This is a genomic window from Olivibacter sp. SA151 (assembly GCF_054130995.1).
The window spans coordinates 2,843,461-2,863,354 of sequence record NZ_CP096391.1; the positions used below are offsets into that span (position 1 = coordinate 2,843,461).

Annotated in this window: 18 protein-coding genes; 14 read left to right on the top strand and 4 right to left on the bottom strand. The window is 39.5% G+C overall.

Annotated features, from left to right (window positions below; translation table 11 throughout):
- Positions 1-3: 3 nt before the first annotated feature.
- Positions 4-1,206 carry a Gfo/Idh/MocA family protein gene (locus M1D52_RS11680; RefSeq protein WP_437392639.1) on the top strand — a complete coding sequence of 401 codons (1,203 nt, stop codon included), beginning with the start codon at positions 4-6 and terminating at the stop codon, positions 1,204-1,206.
- Positions 1,207-1,254: 48 nt separating this feature from the next.
- Here the strand turns inward: M1D52_RS11680 and M1D52_RS11685 are convergent, their stop codons facing one another.
- Entirely contained in the window at positions 1,255-2,460 is a 1,206-nt protein-coding gene (locus M1D52_RS11685) for a pyridoxal phosphate-dependent aminotransferase (protein ID WP_437361053.1), read from the bottom strand.
- 208 nt (positions 2,461-2,668) lie between these two features.
- Between M1D52_RS11685 and M1D52_RS11690 the strand changes: the two genes are divergently transcribed.
- The 13 genes from M1D52_RS11690 (at position 2,669) to M1D52_RS11750 (ending at position 16,689) form a co-directional block, all read left to right on the top strand.
- Positions 2,669-3,646, top strand: a complete 978-nt coding sequence (locus tag M1D52_RS11690) for a cation diffusion facilitator family transporter (protein WP_437392640.1) — start codon at positions 2,669-2,671, stop codon at positions 3,644-3,646.
- 511 nt (positions 3,647-4,157) lie between these two features.
- On the top strand, positions 4,158-6,347 hold the full coding sequence (locus M1D52_RS11695) for a glutamine synthetase III family protein (protein ID WP_130855778.1): 2,190 nt from the start codon (positions 4,158-4,160) through the stop codon (positions 6,345-6,347).
- Between the two features lie 124 nt (positions 6,348-6,471).
- Complete coding sequence (locus tag M1D52_RS11700) at positions 6,472-7,647, top strand: AIR synthase related protein (protein WP_013667234.1); 1,176 nt, start codon at positions 6,472-6,474, stop codon at positions 7,645-7,647.
- A 42-nt stretch (positions 7,648-7,689) separates the two neighbouring features.
- Positions 7,690-8,121: an ATP-dependent zinc protease family protein gene (locus M1D52_RS11705; protein WP_013667233.1), complete on the top strand. Its 432-nt coding sequence runs from the start codon at positions 7,690-7,692 to the stop codon at positions 8,119-8,121.
- A 68-nt stretch (positions 8,122-8,189) separates the two neighbouring features.
- On the top strand, positions 8,190-9,155 hold the full coding sequence (gene rimK, locus M1D52_RS11710; protein WP_013667232.1) for a 30S ribosomal protein S6--L-glutamate ligase: 966 nt from the start codon (positions 8,190-8,192) through the stop codon (positions 9,153-9,155).
- 113 nt (positions 9,156-9,268) lie between these two features.
- Complete coding sequence (rpsL, locus tag M1D52_RS11715) at positions 9,269-9,682, top strand: 30S ribosomal protein S12 (RefSeq protein WP_002993550.1); 414 nt, start codon at positions 9,269-9,271, stop codon at positions 9,680-9,682.
- Positions 9,683-9,701: 19 nt separating this feature from the next.
- Positions 9,702-10,169, top strand: a complete 468-nt coding sequence (gene rpsG / locus M1D52_RS11720) for a 30S ribosomal protein S7 (RefSeq protein ID WP_013667231.1) — start codon at positions 9,702-9,704, stop codon at positions 10,167-10,169.
- Positions 10,170-10,342: 173 nt separating this feature from the next.
- Positions 10,343-12,451 (top strand): elongation factor G, encoded by a 2,109-nt coding sequence (gene fusA, locus M1D52_RS11725; RefSeq protein WP_013667230.1) that lies wholly within the window; start codon positions 10,343-10,345, stop codon positions 12,449-12,451.
- Between the two features lie 61 nt (positions 12,452-12,512).
- A complete protein-coding gene (gene rpsJ, locus M1D52_RS11730; RefSeq protein WP_013667229.1) occupies positions 12,513-12,818 on the top strand; it encodes a 30S ribosomal protein S10 in 306 nt (101 codons plus the stop codon).
- Between the two features lie 121 nt (positions 12,819-12,939).
- Positions 12,940-13,635, top strand: a complete 696-nt coding sequence (locus M1D52_RS11735) for a response regulator transcription factor (protein ID WP_013667228.1) — start codon at positions 12,940-12,942, stop codon at positions 13,633-13,635.
- Between the two features lie 65 nt (positions 13,636-13,700).
- Entirely contained in the window at positions 13,701-15,074 is a 1,374-nt protein-coding gene (locus tag M1D52_RS11740) for an ATP-binding protein (protein WP_377608716.1), read from the top strand.
- A gap of 168 nt (positions 15,075-15,242) precedes the next feature.
- Positions 15,243-15,737 carry a hypothetical protein gene (locus tag M1D52_RS11745; RefSeq protein WP_013667226.1) on the top strand — a complete coding sequence of 165 codons (495 nt, stop codon included), beginning with the start codon at positions 15,243-15,245 and terminating at the stop codon, positions 15,735-15,737.
- Positions 15,738-15,762: 25 nt separating this feature from the next.
- Positions 15,763-16,689, top strand: coding sequence for a bestrophin family protein (locus M1D52_RS11750; RefSeq protein ID WP_013667225.1), 927 nt, complete (start codon positions 15,763-15,765; stop codon positions 16,687-16,689).
- 77 nt (positions 16,690-16,766) lie between these two features.
- On the opposite strand, the gene M1D52_RS11755 is transcribed toward M1D52_RS11750, so the two are convergent.
- From M1D52_RS11755 to M1D52_RS11765, 3 genes are all read right to left on the bottom strand, one after another.
- Positions 16,767-17,429, bottom strand: coding sequence for a carbonic anhydrase (locus M1D52_RS11755; protein WP_013667224.1), 663 nt, complete (start codon positions 17,427-17,429; stop codon positions 16,767-16,769).
- 1 nt (position 17,430) lies between these two features.
- The gene (locus tag M1D52_RS11760) at positions 17,431-19,059 is read right to left on the bottom strand and encodes a SulP family inorganic anion transporter (protein ID WP_437361041.1); all 1,629 of its coding nucleotides are present in this window, start codon (positions 19,057-19,059) and stop codon (positions 17,431-17,433) included.
- A 209-nt stretch (positions 19,060-19,268) separates the two neighbouring features.
- Positions 19,269-19,607: a hypothetical protein gene (locus tag M1D52_RS11765; protein WP_013667222.1), complete on the bottom strand. Its 339-nt coding sequence runs from the start codon at positions 19,605-19,607 to the stop codon at positions 19,269-19,271.
- Between the last annotated feature and the right edge of the window lie 287 nt (positions 19,608-19,894).

Consider the following 19,894-nt stretch of genomic DNA (forward strand, 5'->3'; position numbering starts at 1 on the left):
AGAATGGACAGAAGAAGTTTTTTACAACAAGGCAGTTTGTTAGGGGGGAGTCTACTTATGTTTGATGAGCTGTTGGCGAAAACGAACTGGCTGAATGATAAGCCAATTAACATTGGGATGATTGGTTGTGGTGATCGGGGAAAGGGCGTGTTATCTGTCATAAAGTCGTTGCCCCAGTTATTCAGAATCAGAAGTTACTGTGATGTCTTGGACTTTAGATTAGATGAGGCAAATCATCTTCTGAAAGACAATAAGATTATTAAATTCAAATCGCATCAGTCAATGCTTGACGACAAGGATCTTGATGCTGTCTTTATTGCAGTGCCCTTGAGTGCGCATTTTAGTATTGCTAAGGACGCAATTGAAGCAGGTAAACACGTTTACGTAGAGAAAACGATGACATACTCGATTGATGAAGCAAAGCAATTAGTGAGGTTAGCTGATCAACACCCTAAACAAACGGTTCAAGTAGGTTATCAATACCGGTATTCACCCCTATATTTCAAAGTGAAAGATATGATTAGTAGCGGCTTCCTTGGCAAAGTTAGTCAGGTTGACTGCAGGTGGGATAGAAATGGCACTTGGAGAAGGGCAGTACCCGAACCTGGGCTGGAAAGGCAAATTAATTGGCGCATGTATAAAGAATTTTCCGGTGGCTTAGCAGCAGAATTGTTGTCACATCAGATCGATTTTATAAACTGGGCCTTTGATACGCACCCGGATGAAGTTTATGGTACCGGCGGTATTGATATTTATCCTGATGGTAGGGAAACGTTTGATAATATCCAAGTCATGTTTAGGTACAAAAAGGAGGGGATGATCGGTAATTTTGGTGCCACTTGCGGAAATGCGCGAGATGGTTATCTATTTAAGATCAAGGGTACCAAAGGAACTGTTTCCTTGTTGACAAACACAGGGCTGTTTTATCCTGAAAAAGAAGCAAAGGAGGCTTTAAGTACAGTAGATGGGGTAAGTGGTGCAACGAAAATTGCTTGGAACAAAGATGGCGGAACACCGATTTTAGATGAACCGACTAAAGATGGTACTTGGTATGCACTACAGGAGTTTTACAAAGCCATAAAGACCAATACGATGCCTTCGTCAAACGTAAAACGTGGTGCTAGCGCTGCTATTTGTGTCGCCATGGCTAATAACGCCATTTATAACAATCGGCCTGAGTATTGGAAGGCGGACTATGATATATAAAAAATACCCGTATTTGCTCCAGAGCAAATACGGGTATACGGAATACGTTTAAACTAATTTTTCAAGCGCAATTTTAATGCGTCGCAATGCTTCCGTTAGTTGCTCGTCCGAAGCAGCGTAGGACAAACGGATGCAGTCATTGTTGCCAAATGAATCTCCTCCTACAGTTGCCACATGTGCTTCATTCAATAGGTAAAGTGCCAGATCCGATGAATTAGCAATCGTGTTACCATTTCCATCCTTTCGTCCGAAGAAGGCACTTACATCAGGGAAGAAGTAAAAAGCTCCTTCGGGTAGATTAACCTTTACGTCCTTAATTTCTTTCAGCGCGTTATATACCAACTCTCGCCGACGCTCAAAGGCCTTTTTCATTTCATTTACCGATTCTAGTCCGCCTTCATAGGCCGCAATTCCTGCGCGTTGCGCAATTGAGCAAGTTCCGGATGTGGTTTGTCCTTGAAGTTTGTCATTTGCGGCTGCTATTTCTTTACTAGCTGCAAGATAACCCAAACGCCAACCTGTCATAGCATAAGATTTGGAGAATCCGTTGATCAATATCACACGGTCCTTTACGCTTTCAAATTGGGCAATTGATTCGTGTTGACTTTTAAAATTAATATGCTCATAAATCTCATCAGATATAATATAGATCTGAGGATGCTTTTCAAACACTTCCACTAAAGCAGCGAGTTCATCCTTGCTATAAACGCTACCTGTTGGATTGCAAGGAGAAGAGAACATGAATAATTTCGTTTTATCTGTTATCGCAGCTTCTAATTCTTTTGGAGTGATTTTGAAGTCACTTTCAATGCTGGTATTAATGAAAACCGATTTTCCTTCCGCCAAATTAACCATTTCTGAATAAGACACCCAGTAAGGAGTCGGAATGATAACCTCATCTCCCGGATTAATCACACAAAGTATAGCGTTAGATAGTGATTGCTTGGCACCGGTTGAAACGACAATCTGCGAAATATCATAATCTAAACCGTTTTCTTCCTTTAACTTCTTTACAATGGCTCTTCTTAGTTCGGGATATCCGGGGACGGGAGAATAACGCGTATAGTTTTCGTCCAACGCCTTCTTCGCCGCTTCCTTTATATGATCCGGTGTATTAAAATCAGGTTCACCTACACTAAGGCTAATAATGTTGGCGCCCTGGGCTGCCAACTCCCTACCTAATTTGGTCATTTTTAGTGTGGCCGATTCAGATAGGTTATTGATTCTTTCAGATAATATTGATAGTGTTTCCATTAGATTACAAACCTAAGCAAAATTCTACTATTTTAAATTTTATAACAATCTTTTTGATAAAAAAGTTATGAACTGTGATTTAGGATAGCATATTCGCAACAAAGTGCAATTAAGTCGACTAATTCTTTCAATATGCCTTGAGGCCTTCATTCAATTCACATTGTTATGATTTTTTAATTTTTACCTTTGCACTTTAAGCAGTCTGCGCGTGCAAGAACAGAAAAGGATTATATTATACTCGCTGAGTACCGGTATCATTTTAATGCTGTTTAAATTCACAGCTTACCTCATAACGCACTCTAATGCGATTCTGACCGATGCTGTTGAAAGCATCGTTAACGTAATAGCGAGCGGCTTTGCCTTCTATAGCATTCACCTTTCTTCGCAGCCCAAGGATGAAAATCACCCTTATGGTCACGGCAAGGTAGAGTTCTTTTCGGTCTTTCTGGAAGGCGGTTTGATATTTATCGCCGGACTTTTAATTGTCGGCAAGGCTATTTATAATATTTTCTTTCCAGAGCAAATTAGTAATTTGCTAGAGGGAATGGGCGTGCTGGCTTTTACCGGTTTGGTTAATTTCGCGTTGGGTACTTACATGATAAAAAAAGGTAAGAGTTTGTATTCGCTCACTATTATGGCCGACGGCAAGCATCTACAAGTTGATTCATACAGCACCTTAGGCTTATTGGTAGGATTACTTCTGCTCTATACGACAGGTGTACAGCAAATTGACATAGTGCTTTCCTTAGGATTAGGCTTTTACATTTTATTTAGTGGTTACAAATTATTAAGGAAGTCGATCGGTGGCTTAATGGATGAGTCCGACTTCGAATTAATAAACCAGGTTGTGCAAATATTGGAAGAAAATCGGAAGGACAGCTGGATCGATGTTCATAATTTACGGGTTCAACGCTACGGACACGAACTCCATATCGATTGCCATATGACTTTACCCAACTATTTTGATTTGATAAAAGTGCACGAGGAAGTGTCTCAAGTTGACGCCCTTATCAATAAGAAAGTACATATAGATACCGAACTCTTTATTCACGCAGACCCATGTTTGCCCGCATGCTGTCACTATTGTAATATGAAGAATTGCCCTATTAGGAGTGATGAAAAAAAAGTGGATATCGTTTGGGATGCGCCACTTGTTATGAGAAATAAAAAGCATTTTGATGTCTAGCGCTCTTACGAAAAACAAATTGAATGGTTAAGGAGTTTACCTAATAAAGCACCTTAACGATGAATAAGTTTTTTAGAGCACTAATTGCAGGATTTACCGCCAAAAAATTGGGAGGTGGATGTTTATCGACTATAATAATTTTTATAATCGTTTATTACGCGCTTGGACATTGCAATTGATAACGAAATAGTGTCTGTTAACTCTATTTTGAATATCCTAAAATCGCGCCATTTTCTTTGTGTCTATGTGAGTGGATTTTTCTTTCTATTGAAAAATATTTCAAAATTCTAATTTATCCTTCAAAATTCTTTAAAAATTAGGCCTCAATTCCCTGCCTAGGCGAGCACCATTTTATGATTCCCTTTTGTGTATTTTAACAACATATTCAGATAATATTTACTTTGTTGATATTTTTTTTGAAGAAATATTAGGAAATTTCGAAAAAATATGATGATTTTTACGGCATAATCTCTAAACAAAGACAAAAAAATAATAAAATCAACACAAAAGCATGTCAAATCTCAGGTTTAGCGCAGTTGAAGCTGCAATTTCTCGTGACAAAAGACCAGCAGTGATAGCCGCTGGAGAAAAAGCTTCCTCATACTTTGGTAAAAATGTTTTTACCGTGAAGAAGATGAAAGAGTATTTGCCGAAAAATGTATTCGCGAAATTAACAAGTGTAATCGAAGCCGGCGAGGCGATCGATTTTGATTTAGCGGAGCATATCTCTCAGGCTATGAAAAGTTGGGCGATCAGCAATGGGGTAAGCCATTACACTCACTGGTTCCAGCCTTTAACGGGCGCAACTGCAGAAAAGCATGATGCTTTCTTTGAGCCCGGCGGCGATGGCGTAGCCATTGAGAAATTTACAGCCGATGCGTTAGTGCAACAGGAGCCGGATGCGTCCAGCTTTCCGAATGGTGGTATTCGTAATACCTTCGAAGCAAGAGGTTATACCGGCTGGGACCCCTCTTCACCTGCATTTATTTATGAAACAGGAGGCAGCAAGACACTTTGTATTCCAACAGTCTTCTTGTCATATACAGGTGAAGCATTAGACTATAAAGCTCCTTTGTTAAAAACCCTAAACGCGTTAGATAAGGCGGCTGTTGATGTTGCACAATATTTTGATAAAGGCGTTGAAAAAGTTTTTGCTTCTTTAGGTATCGAACAAGAATATTTCTTGGTTGATTTAGCCTTATTTAACGGTCGCCCTGATTTGCAATTAACGGGAAGGACTTTATTTGGTCATATGTCTGCTAAAGGTCAACAATTGGAAGATCATTACTTCGGTGCTATTCCTGAGCGGGTACTAGCTTTTATGGTTGACCTGGAGCAAGAAGCGTTGAAACTGGGTATTCCATTGAAGACACGCCACAACGAGGTAGCCCCTTCACAGTTCGAATGCGCTCCGATGTTTGAGGAAATCAATTTAGCAATTGATCACAACCAATTGTTAATGAACTTGATGGATCAAGTGGCTTTGCGTCATAACTTCAAAGTTCTTTTACACGAAAAACCGTATGCTGATATTAACGGATCGGGCAAACACAACAACTGGTCGTTGATTACCAATACCGGCATCAATTTGTTGTCTCCGGGGAAAACCCCTAAAAACAACCTGATGTTTTTGACATTCTTCGTGAATGTTATTCGTGCGGTATATGAGCATTCCGATTTGTTAAGAGCTTCTATCGCAACAGCCAGCAACGATCACCGTTTAGGTGCGAACGAAGCTCCTCCTGCTATTATTTCTATTTTCTTGGGCAGCCAATTAAATGCTGTGTTGGACGAAGTTGAAACGGCACGTGTTGCGAAGAAAGTGAAAGCGGATAGTCAATTGTGGCATGGAATTCCTAAAATCCCAACCTTACAATTAGATAATACAGACCGTAATCGGACTTCTCCTTTTGCATTTACAGGAAATAAGTTTGAGTTCCGTGCTGTAGGTTCTTCTGCAAACTCAGCCAGTCCGATGACGGTATTAAATGCGATCGTTGCAGAGCAGTTGATTAAGTTCAAGGTTGAAGTAGACAAACAAATAAAGAAGGGAACGAAGAAAGATCTAGCGATCTTAAACGTTGTTCGTAAGTATATTAAAGAATCAAAGGCTATCCGCTTCGAAGGTAATGGATATAGCAAAGAGTGGGAAGACGAGGCAGCGAAACGCGGGTTGTCTAATATCAAAACAACACCAAGAGCTTTAGATGTTTACGTGAGCGAAAAAACCGAAAAGATGTTCGAATCTTTAGGGATCATGACTAAGCGTGAAGGTGAAGCTCGCCATGAGATCTTATTGGAAAACTACTTCAAAAAGATTCAAATTGAAGCCCGTGTAATAGGCGAAATCGTTAACAGTTCACTTGTTCCTGCGGCTATAACCTACCAGAATGAGCTGATAGAAAACGTTAAAGGCTTAAAAGACCTCGGTGTAAAAGCTTCTGCTTATAAATCGCAATCTGAATTATTGGAGCGTATCGGTGAGCATATCAATATAATACTTGAAGAAGCTGAAGCTATGAGACAAGAGCGTAAGAAAGCCAATGTTTTGGAAGACGTTCGTGACAAAGCTATTGCTTATGACGAAAATGTGAAGCCGTATTTTGATAAGATTCGTTATCATCTCAATAAACTTGAGCAGATTGTTGACGATCGCAAATGGCCTCTTCCAAAATTGAGAGAACTTCTGTTTGTAAGATAAAAGAGGCGGCCAAAAAATACATCCTCAAGGGTTTCCCTTGGGGATTTTTTATTTTTACCCCATCGTATTATATTTATATTAAGGTGTCTAAAATATCATTAGGATTAGTTACTTTTGCAGCCGTATGTCAGATTTAAAGTACAACCAACGCGGTGTTTCGGCCGGTAAAGAAGATGTGCATAATGCCATTAAAAACATTGACAAGGGCTTATTTCCAAAAGCGTTTTGTAAGATAATACCGGATATTTTAGGCGGGGCGGATGATTGGTGTAACATTATGCATGCCGATGGTGCAGGCACCAAGTCCTCATTGGCCTATGTTTACTGGAAAGAAACCGGTGATTTATCGGTATGGAGAGGTATTGCACAAGATGCAATCGTCATGAACATCGATGATCTGCTTTGTGTTGGGGCTTTAGATAACATATTAATTTCGTCCACCATAGGAAGAAATAAGAGTCTAATCCCCGGAGAAGTAATCGCAGAAATCATTAATGGAACGGAAGAAATCCTTCAAGAACTGAGAGATCTGGGGATAGGTATCTATTCGACCGGGGGAGAAACGGCGGATGTCGGCGATTTGGTTAGAACAATTATCGTCGACAGTACAGTTACCTGCCGCATGAAGAGAGCTGACGTGATTTCAAATCATAAGATAGAGGCAGGAGATGTTATTGTAGGGCTTTCCTCTTACGGAAAAGCTGTGTATGAGTCTGAATACAATGGCGGAATGGGATCAAACGGCTTGACATCCGCCCGTCACGATGTGTTCAATAAGTCAGTCGCTGAAAAATATAAAGAGAGTTACGACCCCGCAATTCCTCATGAGCTTGTTTTTTCGGGAAGCAAAGCGCTTACCGATACGATTACTATTGACGGCGAGGAGATTACAATCGGAAAATTGGTCCTTTCGCCAACCCGTACTTATGCGCCCGTTATGAAGGAAGTGCTCGATCATTATCGCCAAGATATACACGGGATGGTTCATTGCAGTGGTGGAGCACAAACAAAGGTTCTGCATTTTATTGATCGTTTCCATATTATTAAAGATAACCTTTTTCCGATCCCTCCCTTGTTCAGACTGATACAAACGGAGTCAAAGACTGATTGGCAGGAGATGTATAAAGTCTTTAATATGGGACATAGAATGGAGTTATACGTTCCGGAGGCGAGGGCAGTCGATATCATTCGCATCGCAGAAAAATTTGGCATTGAGGCTAAAATAGTAGGAAGAGTTGAAGATAGTGAACAAAAGAAGGTAACCGTCCATTCCGAAGTTGGGGAATTTGTTTACTATTAATTATCTTACGCATACATTATAGTTGAGAAATTAGTTAATATTATGAAGATTATCGGCTGGAAGGAGACTGTCGATTTTATAGATTTTAAACTTTATAATGTTCCAGCCAAAATAGATACGGGAGCCAAAACATCCGTATTACATTGTAAGTTCATCGAACTGGTTAAAGTAAAGCGAAAAAATTTTGTTCGTTTCATCCCCTTGGACGACAATTTTGGGGGAAATGGAGCAGTTTATATGCTTCCATACCATAAAGAGCGAAAGGTTAAAAACTCGTTTGGGAGTGAAGAAAATAGATTCATAGTAAAAACAGCAATCTCTATATTTAATGAAAATCACGAGATTGAAATTTCGCTTCGTGATCGGTCGGGTATGGAATTTCCGATGTTACTTGGAAGAAGTTTTATCCGGAAGAAATTTCTGGTCGACGTCTCCAAGTCAAATTTATCAAAAAAAGAAAGCAAAACCAAATAGAAACCTAATAACGAAAGAATCACAACTGACCTCTCGAAACAAAACATGATCAGCTGCTGTTGAAACACATGTTTATCGTTGCGTTCAATTTATTTATACATATTGTGAAGATTGCAGTACTGTCAACCAATAAAAATTTGTATTCTACCAAGCGTTTGGTAGAGGCGGCCCTAAAAAGAGGGCATGAATGTGTTGTGCTAGATCATAGGCAGTGTTATGTAGGCATAAAACAGGGGGAGCCCAGTATACATTACAAAGGGCAGGATGTGTCCAATATCGATGCAATCATCCCCAGAATAGGTGCTTCGGTGACCTTTTACGGCTCGGCTATAGTGAGGCAATTTGAAATTATGGGAGTAGCGTCCGCTAATCCAAGTCAGGCTATTACGCGATCCAGAGATAAATTACGATGTATGCAGATTTTATCCGGTGCCGGTATTGGTATGCCGATAACGGGATTTGCACGACAAACAAATGATGTCGATGATTTAATAAAGATGGTAGGAGGGGCGCCTCTTGTGATCAAACTATTAGAAGGAACACAGGGTATTGGCGTTGTTCTTGCCGAAACCAGAAAGGCTGCCAGCTCGGTGATCGAAGCATTCTATGGACTTGGAAACAACATTTTGATACAGGAATATATTAAAGAGTCGAGAGGCGCAGACATCAGGGTGTTGGTAGTAGATGGTAAAGTGGTAGGCGCAATGAAGCGCACTGCTAAAGAAGGCGAATTCCGATCGAATCTTCACCGAGGTGGATCTGCTACCGTCATCAAGTTAACAAAAGCCGAAAAAGAAACCGCTTTACGAGCTTCCGCTGAGCTTGGCCTAACCGTTTGTGGAGTAGATATGTTGCAATCTGATAGAGGTCCGCTTGTTTTGGAAGTGAACTCTTCACCGGGTTTAGAAGGTATAGAAAAGGTTACCGGAAAGGACATTGCTACCCACATTATCGAATTTTTGGAAAAGAAACACCAGCTAAAGAAAGAGCCAAAGGAAAGGAAAAAGAAGAGTAAGGTGGGGCAGACACTTTAGTGTCCCGGTCAATCTTTCTTTTACAATCGATTATGCTTTGATTATCAAATTCTTTTTCATATTTTTGCGGACTTTAATAGAAATAGGACAAAAAGCAAATTAAAAAACAGTAAATGCCTACTATTCAACAATTAGTTAGAAAAGGTAGAGTAGCTCTGGTTGATAAGAGTAAATCACCAGCGTTGGACAGCTGTCCACAGCGAAGAGGTGTGTGTACACGTGTATACACCACTACCCCTAAAAAACCAAACTCAGCCATGCGTAAAGTTGCTCGTGTACGTTTAACCAATGGAAAAGAGGTGAACGCCTATATCCCTGGTGAAGGACACAATTTACAAGAGCACTCGATTGTATTGATCCGCGGAGGTCGTGTAAAAGACTTACCAGGTGTGCGTTATCACATCATTCGCGGTGCCTTAGATACTTCCGGTGTTGCCGGTCGTAATCAACGTCGCTCTAAGTATGGAACAAAACGTCCAAAACCAGGACAAGCTGCTGCAGCTCCTGCAAAAGGTAAAAAGAAATAGTTAAACGGAGGAAATTAAGATGAGAAAGTCAAAACCAAAGAAAAGAATCATTTTACCTGATCCAAAGTTTAACGATATTCAGGTTACACGTTTTGTAAATAACATGATGTACGATGGAAAGAAATCCATTGCATACTCAATTTTCTACAATGCTGTTGATTTGGTTGAACAAAAAACCAATGAAAATGGCTTGGAAACATGGAAAAAAGCACTAAACAATGTGATGCCTTCAGTTGAAGTAAAATCACGTCGTGTAGGCGGTGCTAACTTTCAAGTACCAACAGAGGTTCGTCCGGAACGTAAGATTGCCTTGGGAATGAAGTGGCTGATCAGCTATGCTCGTAAACGTGGTGAAAAAACTATGTACGAGAAATTAGCCGGTGAGATAATTTCAGCTTCTAAAGGTGAAGGTGCTGCTGTTAAGAAAAAAGAAGATACCCATAAGATGGCGGAAGCTAACAAAGCTTTCTCTCACTTTAGGTTCTAATCCAATTAAAATGACACAGATTAAATTGAATAACACAATAGCATGTAACAAACTAGTGTGTGTCAATTTAATCTGTGTCGTTTTTTGCCGAAGTATAAAGCAAAGTGGATTTACCAATAGTAGATTCACATTTATATAAGAGTTTAAATACACCTTTAGGGAATATAAAAAAGATGTCAAGAGACTTAAAATTCACAAGGAATATCGGTATTGCCGCACACATCGATGCTGGTAAAACCACTACTACCGAGCGTATCTTATACTACGCCGGAGTTAACCACAAAATTGGGGAAGTGCATGAGGGAGCTTCAACCATGGACTGGATGGTCCAGGAAGCTGAGCGCGGTATTACCATTACTTCCGCTGCTACCACTGTATTCTGGAACTATCGAGGAAGTAAATATCAGGTAAATATTATAGATACACCGGGACACGTTGACTTTACCGTTGAGGTAAATCGTTCTTTACGTGTACTGGACGGGTTGGTATTTTTGTTCTCTGCAGTTGACGGTGTAGAACCTCAATCCGAAACTAACTGGCGCTTGGCAGATAACTATAAAGTTTCACGTATCGGCTTCGTTAATAAGATGGACCGTTCAGGTGCTGACTTTTTAAAGGTAGTTAAGCAAGTAAAAGATATGTTAGGTGCTGATGCAATTCCTTTGCAATTACCAATCGGTGCTGAGGATAACTTCAAAGGAGTTGTTGATTTGATCAATAACCGTGGGATCGTTTGGAATGAAGAAGATAAGGGTATGACCTTTACTGAAGTGCCTATCCCTGAGGATATGGTTGACGAAGTTGCCGAGTGGAGAGAGAAGCTATTGGAATCGGTAGCGGGTTACGATGAATCGTTGATGGAGAAATTCTTTGAAGATCCTAACTCGATCTCAGAACGTGAAATCTTAACAGCACTTCGTAAAGCGGTAATTGACAATGCTATTGTGCCAATGGTTTGTGGATCGTCCTTTAAAAATAAAGGGGTTCAAACCATGTTGGATTTAGTAATGGAGTTGTTACCGTCCCCGCTAGATCAAGAAGCGGTAAAAGGAACAGATCCTCGGACTGATGCAGAAATTATTCGTAAACCTTCTGTTGACGAACCATTTGCTGCACTAGGTTTCAAAATTGCAACGGATCCATTTGTGGGCCGCTTATGCTTCATTCGTGTTTATTCGGGCATATTGGAAGCAGGTTCCTATGTTTATAATACACGCTCAGGCAATAAGGAGCGTATATCTCGTATCTTCCAAATGCACGCGAATAAGCAAAATCCTATTCCAAATATCGGAGCAGGTGATATCGGTGCAGTTGTTGGTTTCAAAGATATCAAAACCGGGGATACCCTTTGCGATGAAAAACATCCAATTGTTTTAGAATCCATGACTTTCCCCGAACCGGTAATTGGTTTGGCGATTGAGCCTAAGACGCAAGCCGATGTTGACAAGCTGGGTGTTGCTTTGGGTAAATTAGCTGAAGAAGATCCTACCTTCGTGGTACAAAGTGATGAAGAAACAGGCCAAACGGTTATCAAAGGTATGGGTGAGCTACACTTAGATATCTTAATTGATCGTTTGAAGCGCGAATTTAAAGTAGAAGTAAATCAAGGCGCTCCGCAAGTGGCTTATAAAGAAGCGATTACGGCAGAAGCTGCGCACCGCGAAGTATACAAAAAGCAAACCGGTGGTCGTGGTAAGTTTGCGGATATACAAGTAATTATTTCTCCAATCGATAAAGATTACGAGAAAGGCGGCTTACAATTTGTGAATGAAATCGTAGGTGGAGCAATTCCACGTGAATTTATTCCTTCAGTACAGAAAGGTTTTGAAGCAGCCATGGTAAATGGTGTGTTAGCGGGCTTCCCGGTAACGGATATGAAAGTTCGATTGGTAGATGGATCTTTCCACGCGGTCGACTCCGATGCACTGTCTTTCGAGATTGCCGCCCGTACTGCCTTCCGTGAAGCACTACCGAAATGTCGCCCCGTGTTAATGGAGCCGATCATGAAAATTGAGGTGCTTACACCGGAAGAAAACATGGGAGATGTAATGGGTGACTTAAACCGTCGCCGCGGACAGCTTCAAGGTATGGATACACGTAACGGATCTCAAGTAATTAAAGCACTTGTGCCACTTTCTGAAATGTTCGGTTATGTGACTCAATTGAGAACAATTACATCCGGTCGCGCTACTTCTACCATGGAGTTTGATCACTATGCAGAAGCACCTAAAAACGTTCAGGACGAGGTGATTGCAAAAGCAAAAGGTAAAGTTAAAGCCTAATTTTTAAATCTGATGTTCCGTTATAAATAGCTCTAACGGAACATCATTAATATAACATATAATGAGCCAAAGAATCAGAATTAAATTAAAATCGTACGATTACAATTTGGTTGACAAATCAGCCGAAAAGATTGTAAAAACTGTAAAACCTACAGGAGCCGTAGTAAGCGGTCCAATTCCACTTCCTACTGAAAAGAAAATTTACACCGTTTTACGTTCACCACACGTGAATAAAAAAGCGCGTGAACAATTTCAGTTATGCTCTTATAAAAGATTGTTAGATATTTACAGCTCTAACTCAAAAACAGTTGACGCTCTGATGAAACTTGAACTCCCTAGTGGTGTAGAAGTTGAAATTAAAGTTTAATGATTTTAGTTTTCTTTAGAACAAAAAGCGAGGGCCAAACCCCTCGCTTTTTTTGTTTAAGGGCATGATATAAGCCATAAAATGTGTATTTTAGCAATTAACGCTTTTTTATTTAATAAGTATGGCCAATAAAATCTTAGTTATCGAGGATCAGTCGAAATTAGCATCGTTAATTCAAAGGGGACTCAGCGCAGATGGTTATGACGTTCGGATTGCTTCCGATGGAGAATTGGGCTTGGACATGATATACCACAACGCATTTGACCTTATTGTTTTGGATGTCATGTTGCCTGGAATTAGTGGAATTGAAGTTTGCCAACTGTTGCGTAAAGAAAATAACCCCGTTCCTATTCTAATGCTAACCGCATTAAGTGCAACAAACAATGTTGTAACCGGATTGGATTCAGGAGCGGACGATTACATGGTTAAACCTTTTAAATTCGAGGAACTGAAAGCTCGCATTCGCACATTGGTGAGAAGGGCAAATGGCACTAACGGTCAGCAGAATCCAGCTTCGTCTACTATTCGAATTATGGACTTAGTATTAGATATGGATGCGCGGATCGCTACTCGAGGTGGTAAAGAAATTGCCTTGACGGCAACCGAATACCGTTTGCTGGAATTTATGATGAAAAACAAAAATAAAGTACTAACGAGAATCGAGATTTTAGAACATGTCTGGGACATCAATTTTAATATGGGAACCAACGTGGTAGACGTTTACGTAAACTATCTTAGGAAGAAGGTAGACAAAGGTTTTGACGTAAAATTGATTCATACGATGATAGGAGTCGGTTACTCGATCAAAGAAGCTTAAATATTGAGACTGTCGAAACAAGTGCGGTATAAGCTTCTCTGATGATAAAGAATATGTTGACTTAGATGAAAATCCAAAGTAAGTTTGTCCTTCTTTTCTTCTGTGTTGCGCTCGGATTAATTTCCATTTTAATGGGAGCTATCTTCTTTTTTACGCAGCAGTATGCTTTTGAAGATTTCTATAAGCGCTTGGAGGCAAGGGTGAATATCGGTGCTGAGGTATATATGCAGGAAGACGAACTGACCATCTACTATTACCGACGGATACGAAATCGTTATCTCGAAAGATTACCGGCAGAAAGCGATTTCTTCTTTCGTGTTGAACATGGAAAGGTAATTCCAAAAAAGGGAGCGCCGCAACTGCCGAAGAGCTTTTTTACGGAAATACTAAAAAAAGGCCGTAGTCGATATAATAACCGGAACGATTTTTTTGCCGGTCGATTTTTTAAGTCGGAGAAAGGCGATTTCATTGTAGTGGTTTACGCCAAAGACCCTTCCGGTTTCCGTGAACTGGCCATGCTTCAAAAAATATTGATCATCGGTTTTTTTATATCTATTCTGGTTGTTTATTTCATCGGCAAGGTTTTTTCTCAACAAATTTTCAAACCTTTTTCGCAAATTATTAAAAAAGTGCAGGAAATAACGGCTGATAACCTACATCTACGCTTGCCTGGACGTAAAGGAACGGATGAGCTGGCTGAAATTACCACAACATTTAATGATATGCTGGATCGATTGGAAACTGCATTTGATACACAGAGTAATTTCATCAGTAATGCTTCTCACGAGCTACGAACTCCCATCAGCATTATATCCGGGGAAGCAGAATTGGCTATGGGTAGCGGTGAATTACCAGAATCACATAAACAATCCTTGTCGGTCATTATTAGCGAAGCGGATAAATTACAGGAGATTATCAGTGGCTTACTTTACCTTGCCAAAACGTCTGCAGATAAAAGTAAGCAGCCAAAAGAACGGGTGCGCATGGATCAGCTTTTAATGAATATTAAAAAGATCACCGATCAGGTGAATCCCGATTGTGAATTGAGGTTAACCTTTGAAGACTTGCCGGAGGAGGAAGATGAACTTACGGTGATGGGATATGAACATTTGTTACAGCTGGCTTTATCTAATATTGTGACAAATGCCTGCAAATACTCCGACAACAAGCCAGTACGAATTCATTTAAAAACTTCTAATAAACATATTCTCATTAATGTTTTAGACGAAGGGATAGGTATCCCCGAACAAGAAAAGAAATACATCTTCGAACCATTTTTCAGGGCATCCAACACTCATTTTTATGAAGGACATGGTGTAGGGTTACCTTTAGCCTTAAAAATAATTCGCTTACACAGAGGCACAATCGATATTAGAACCCAAGTAAATTCCGGAACAGATATCACTGTTTTATTGCCAAGCGTTGCCAATCATAAATAAGGTCATAGCTTGATTTTACCTAAAACTCTAATCCTATTTTAATTTTATCCTTAATCTTCTTTAATGAGTTTCTTATTTCTTTGTAAAGTTAGGTAAAATGAGCAATTGTTTGTGGGAGCTTTAACAATGTTCTTTTTTATTGATTTTTAAGCTAAAAGGAGACATTTTATGAAGAAAATTCTTATTCCGACTGATTTTTCAGGCCAATCATTGGATATTCTGACCGATTATCTTTTGTCTTGCAATGAAAAAGAGGTATCTGTTTTATTCTTTAGCGTAGTGAAACTTTCTGATTCTATAACTGATTTGTTGCTTTTGTCGAAAAGGACTAAAGAAATAGAATTGATCCCAAGATCATTCGAAAATTATTGTAGATGTATACAGGATGAGTTCGAAAGGATTAAAGATGTAAGATTTGAATACTTTTACGGGAATACGATTGCACTTTTTAGAAACTTTTTGGATGCAAACCGTATCGATGAAATTGTTTACGATCCTTCTATTGAATTACAGATGATTACCAAGGAGAGTTCCGATCCCATTGATCTAATTGAAAGGTGTAAATGGAACAAATGGGTTCCATCAAGAAAGCAGATGGGCAGTAAATTAACCGAGGAGGAGAAAGCAATTTATGCTCGGGAATTAGAAAGAGCGCTCCTATAAATCAAAAAACTTAAAGAATTTACTTATGCTACTGAAAAACAATATACCCATAGGATACGTGCTTGGTAAAGTAAAATACGACAGCGCGCTGGTTGCCATATATGCCATTGTTGTGACGGTTTCACACCAACTGAACATATTTAATTTTGACATTCCAATAGGAGGTGTGCCTGCGATTCTTGGAACGGTTATTTCCTTATTACTGGCTTTTCGTTCAAATCAAGCTTATGATCGTTGGTGGGAGGCCCGCATTGTTTGGGGAGCTATCGTAAATGATTCAAGAAGTTTCGCAAGGCAGGTTATCACATTTATTGGAAATCTTTACGATTCAGGAAGCACTGGCGAATTGAAAGAAAGACTGATTAAACGTCAAATCGCATGGAATTATGCGTTAACGAAGTCGTTGCGGAAACAAGATCCGTATAAAGATATCAAAAGGTTATTATCCGAATCTGATTTTGAGTTTGTCAAGGCTTATGACAATGTACCTAATGCTTTACTTAAGTTGCAAGGCATGGACATTAATAGGGCGACAAATGAGGGGCTTTTAAACCAGTTTCAACAGATTGAATTAGAGAGAACCTTAATGAAGCTGACCGATTCGATGGGGAAATGCGAACGCATAAAAAGTACGGTATTTCCTGAAACGTATACACTATATATACGTTTGGCAATTTATCTATTCATTACGGTGCTGCCATTCAGCCTTTTCGGTTTGTTCGGATATATATCTATTCCTTTGGTTATCGCCATCGGTACGCTGTTCCTTTTAATAGAAAAGATGGCTGTACATTTGCAAGATCCATTTGAGAATAAGCCGACGGATACGCCTATGTCTACCATTTCCGCAAAAATCGAGCGGGATTTAATGCAAATGTGGCTTGATGATCGAATGGAAGATCAGCGAGATGAAGCGAAAAATGCAGATCGAAAAATGTTCTATATACTTTAATTAACTAACCTTTATCCGTTAAAAAAGCCGGTAGAGATAATCTCTATCGGCTTTTTAACTATAATAGCCATAGCCTATTATTTATAAGCGAAGACATCATCCAATTGGGTGCTTTCTGTAAAAGTTAAGTCAAGGTCAATCAACCTGCCTGTTTCCAGTTCAATAACCATACCGTGAACAGCTAAATCGTCCCTTTCTTTCCAGGCGTTTTGGATGATGGTTGAAGTGCAGAGATTAAATACCTGTTCTGCAACATTCAGTTCAACCAAGCGATTCACCTTAGCAGTAGAGTCGGTAATAGCATCGATTTCGCCTTTATGTAAGCGATAAACGTCTTTAATATGGCAAAGCCAGTTGTCAATTAAGCCAAACTGCTTTTGACTAAGAGCAGCAGCCACGCCGCCGCAACCATAGTGCCCTGCAACGATAACATGCTTAACCTTTAATACATTTACTGCATAGTCCAATACACTCAACATATTCATATCCGAATGAATACACATATTTGCAATATTTCTATGTACAAAAACGTCTCCCGGTCTTGTATGCGTGATTTGATTTGCCGGTACACGACTATCTGCGCAGCCAATCCAAAGAATCTCAGGACGTTGTCCCTTGGCTAATTCTTTAAATAAGCCCGTTGTATCGCTTGCTACTTCATTAACCCATGCGTCATTTCCTGCCTTAATTCTATTAAATGTTTCTTCTAAAATGGGATTCTTAAAAGCTTTGTTCGACATATTAAATTTGTTTTATTGGTTTAATCTTTTTTTTTCTTGTTCTTGGTTGTATTTTCTTAAATAAATGATGGATATTCGGCGCTTCTCGTTTATCATACACATCGATCAATTCGACGCGTTTTCCCGAACTGAGCGCATTTTGTTCAAAGTCTTTGATTACTTGAACAACATCTTTGTCTATGAAACGGCTACCGGTTCCGTCCACGATAATATGCGTTACATCTTTCGGCAAATTATATAATGATTGTTGAATAGCTGCCTTATTTAGAAAGGACACTTCTTCAGATAAGTATACTTTTATTTTTTTATTTCCATTGCTTTCCTCCAGGTCATATCCAAAAGGATTGCGCATATTGTTACGTAAGATATAGAATATAGCCACTACCATGCCAATACCGACCCCTTTTAATAAATCAGTAAAAACAATTGCTAATATCGTAACAACGAACGGAATAAATTGATCGAGCCCTCTTCGGTACATGCGGGTAAATAGGGGAATTTTGGCTAATTTGTATCCGGTAACCAATAGTATGGCCGCTAAGCAGGCGAGCGGTATCATATTAATAATGGTAGGAATAATTAATAGTGCCAATAGCAACCAGAAGCCATGAAACATAGCGCTTTGCCTGGTCTTTCCGCCGGCATTAACATTTGCGGAAGACCTCACAATTACGGAAGTCATTGGAAGGCCACCTAACATACCGGTTGTCATATTTCCAATTCCTTGCGCAACCAACTCCCGATTAGTAGGAGATACACGCTTATAGGGATCTAGTTTATCAACCGCTTCAATGCAGAGAAGTGTTTCCAAACTCGCAACAATAGCAATTGTAAATGCAACTATCCAAACATCATAGTTTACGATCGCAGTGAAATCAGGGAACTGAAATAAGCCTAAAAATTCATTAAAAGAGTTAACAACCGGTATCTCTACTAAATGTTTTGGGTCAATTTCGAGCTTGCTGCCCTTAAAGGCGATATTAAGCAATACGGCGAAAACAACGACCATAAGAGGCGCCGGCACTATACTCAGCTTTTTAAGTTTTGGCCAGTAGATTAATACTAGGAGGGATAAAGCCGTTATAATAGTAGCACCTAAATGGATCGCTCCGAAAGCGGCTTTAATAGCTAATAACGTGTTGTCTCCGTCTAATTGCTTGAAGCTTTCATCTCCAAAAAAATCAGCGTCATATCCCAGTGCATGGGGTAACTGTTTAAGGATAATGGTTATACCAATGGCAGCTAACATACCTTCGATAACTGCTGAAGGGAAATAGTTGCCGATGGTTCCTGCTTTAATCATACCAAGAACTAGTTGTATCATGCCCGCCAAGACTACAGCTAATAAAAAAACATGATACGAACCCAACGACTGAATAGCACCGAAAACAATAACCGTTAAGCCGGCGGCAGGGCCACTTACACTTAATTGCGAACCACTAATAGAGGCTACTACGAGTCCTCCGACAATTCCTGTCAATAGACCTGCAAATAAAGGTGCTCCCGACGCCATTGCTATCCCCAAACAAAGGGGTAAGGCAACTAGGAAGACGACCACACTTGCGGGTAAGTCGTACTTTAAGTCTCTTTTGGCAACTTTAAAAAATGCTGAAAAACGTGTGCCTAGCATAAAATTTTAATGTGTTAGATAAATGATAATTATTTGTTGTTTTAAGCAAGTATATGTTATCCCTACAATACAGCACCGAATCTTTATTATTGGTTATACGATTATAAAGAGCTGATTGTGGGAGTATATCAGTCCTTTACTAGCTCGCATAACCAATAAGGTATGTGGGTGCTATAGCTTTAGGAAAAATTAATTTGGGAATTACTTGTTTAACAATTTGGAGGCGGCGTCGGGACAGAAGGGTAGAATGACTTTACGCTGATGTCATCATCTGTAACATATTGCTTAATAGCTAAATAACGCAAAGGAGTCATGAAAATGTCCCAATTAATTACCGTTGCGAATTCTTTGCTGAAATTTTCAATATTGGTGTCGCCACAATTAGATTTACCGGAGTGGTTTTCAATCTCTAATTGCAAGATAACTGCCATTACATGTTTGCTATCGTATAAAGAAGCATATATAGGTGCGATTGAAATAGCCATCTTCAAAAAGAAGATAGAAAGAAAAAGAGCGCTATATACTTTTCTGATCCTTTTCGTTCTCATGCTATTTTAAGTTGGTAATTTCATATCATACCTGTCGCTAAAATAAACAAAAAACATTTATATATGATTTTAATGAATAAAAAAATTACGAAAGTCAGACAAAGTTGGGGAGTTTAAAAACTAAACCAGACAGGCTTTGTTTTTCAGTCGTGATCTTCATATGATCGATATTAATAAGACACGAGAATCATCGGCCAAAGCAAAATAGCTGGATGATAAAGGCTTTTGAACGCAAGCTCTTATGTCAGTACTTAAAGCGAGGGCAATGAAAATGAGCTTTATGAAGC

Coding starts and splice junctions, on each gene's coding strand:
- M1D52_RS11695 (WP_130855778.1), top strand. CDS start 4,158: ATGTCAAATCTCAGGTTTAGCGCAGTTGAAGCTGCAATTTCTCGTGAC.
- rimK (WP_013667232.1), top strand. CDS start 8,190: ATGTTTATCGTTGCGTTCAATTTATTTATACATATTGTGAAGATTGCA.
- M1D52_RS11735 (WP_013667228.1), top strand. CDS start 12,940: ATGGCCAATAAAATCTTAGTTATCGAGGATCAGTCGAAATTAGCATCG.
- M1D52_RS11680 (WP_437392639.1), top strand. CDS start 4: ATGGACAGAAGAAGTTTTTTACAACAAGGCAGTTTGTTAGGGGGGAGT.
- M1D52_RS11740 (WP_377608716.1), top strand. CDS start 13,701: ATGAAAATCCAAAGTAAGTTTGTCCTTCTTTTCTTCTGTGTTGCGCTC.
- M1D52_RS11750 (WP_013667225.1), top strand. CDS start 15,763: ATGCTACTGAAAAACAATATACCCATAGGATACGTGCTTGGTAAAGTA.
- M1D52_RS11755 (WP_013667224.1), bottom strand. CDS start 17,429: ATGTCGAACAAAGCTTTTAAGAATCCCATTTTAGAAGAAACATTTAAT.
- fusA (WP_013667230.1), top strand. CDS start 10,343: ATGTCAAGAGACTTAAAATTCACAAGGAATATCGGTATTGCCGCACAC.
- rpsG (WP_013667231.1), top strand. CDS start 9,702: ATGAGAAAGTCAAAACCAAAGAAAAGAATCATTTTACCTGATCCAAAG.
- M1D52_RS11745 (WP_013667226.1), top strand. CDS start 15,243: ATGAAGAAAATTCTTATTCCGACTGATTTTTCAGGCCAATCATTGGAT.
- M1D52_RS11760 (WP_437361041.1), bottom strand. CDS start 19,059: ATGCTAGGCACACGTTTTTCAGCATTTTTTAAAGTTGCCAAAAGAGAC.
- rpsL (WP_002993550.1), top strand. CDS start 9,269: ATGCCTACTATTCAACAATTAGTTAGAAAAGGTAGAGTAGCTCTGGTT.
- M1D52_RS11685 (WP_437361053.1), bottom strand. CDS start 2,460: ATGGAAACACTATCAATATTATCTGAAAGAATCAATAACCTATCTGAA.
- M1D52_RS11765 (WP_013667222.1), bottom strand. CDS start 19,607: ATGAGAACGAAAAGGATCAGAAAAGTATATAGCGCTCTTTTTCTTTCT.
- M1D52_RS11705 (WP_013667233.1), top strand. CDS start 7,690: ATGAAGATTATCGGCTGGAAGGAGACTGTCGATTTTATAGATTTTAAA.
- M1D52_RS11700 (WP_013667234.1), top strand. CDS start 6,472: ATGTCAGATTTAAAGTACAACCAACGCGGTGTTTCGGCCGGTAAAGAA.
- rpsJ (WP_013667229.1), top strand. CDS start 12,513: ATGAGCCAAAGAATCAGAATTAAATTAAAATCGTACGATTACAATTTG.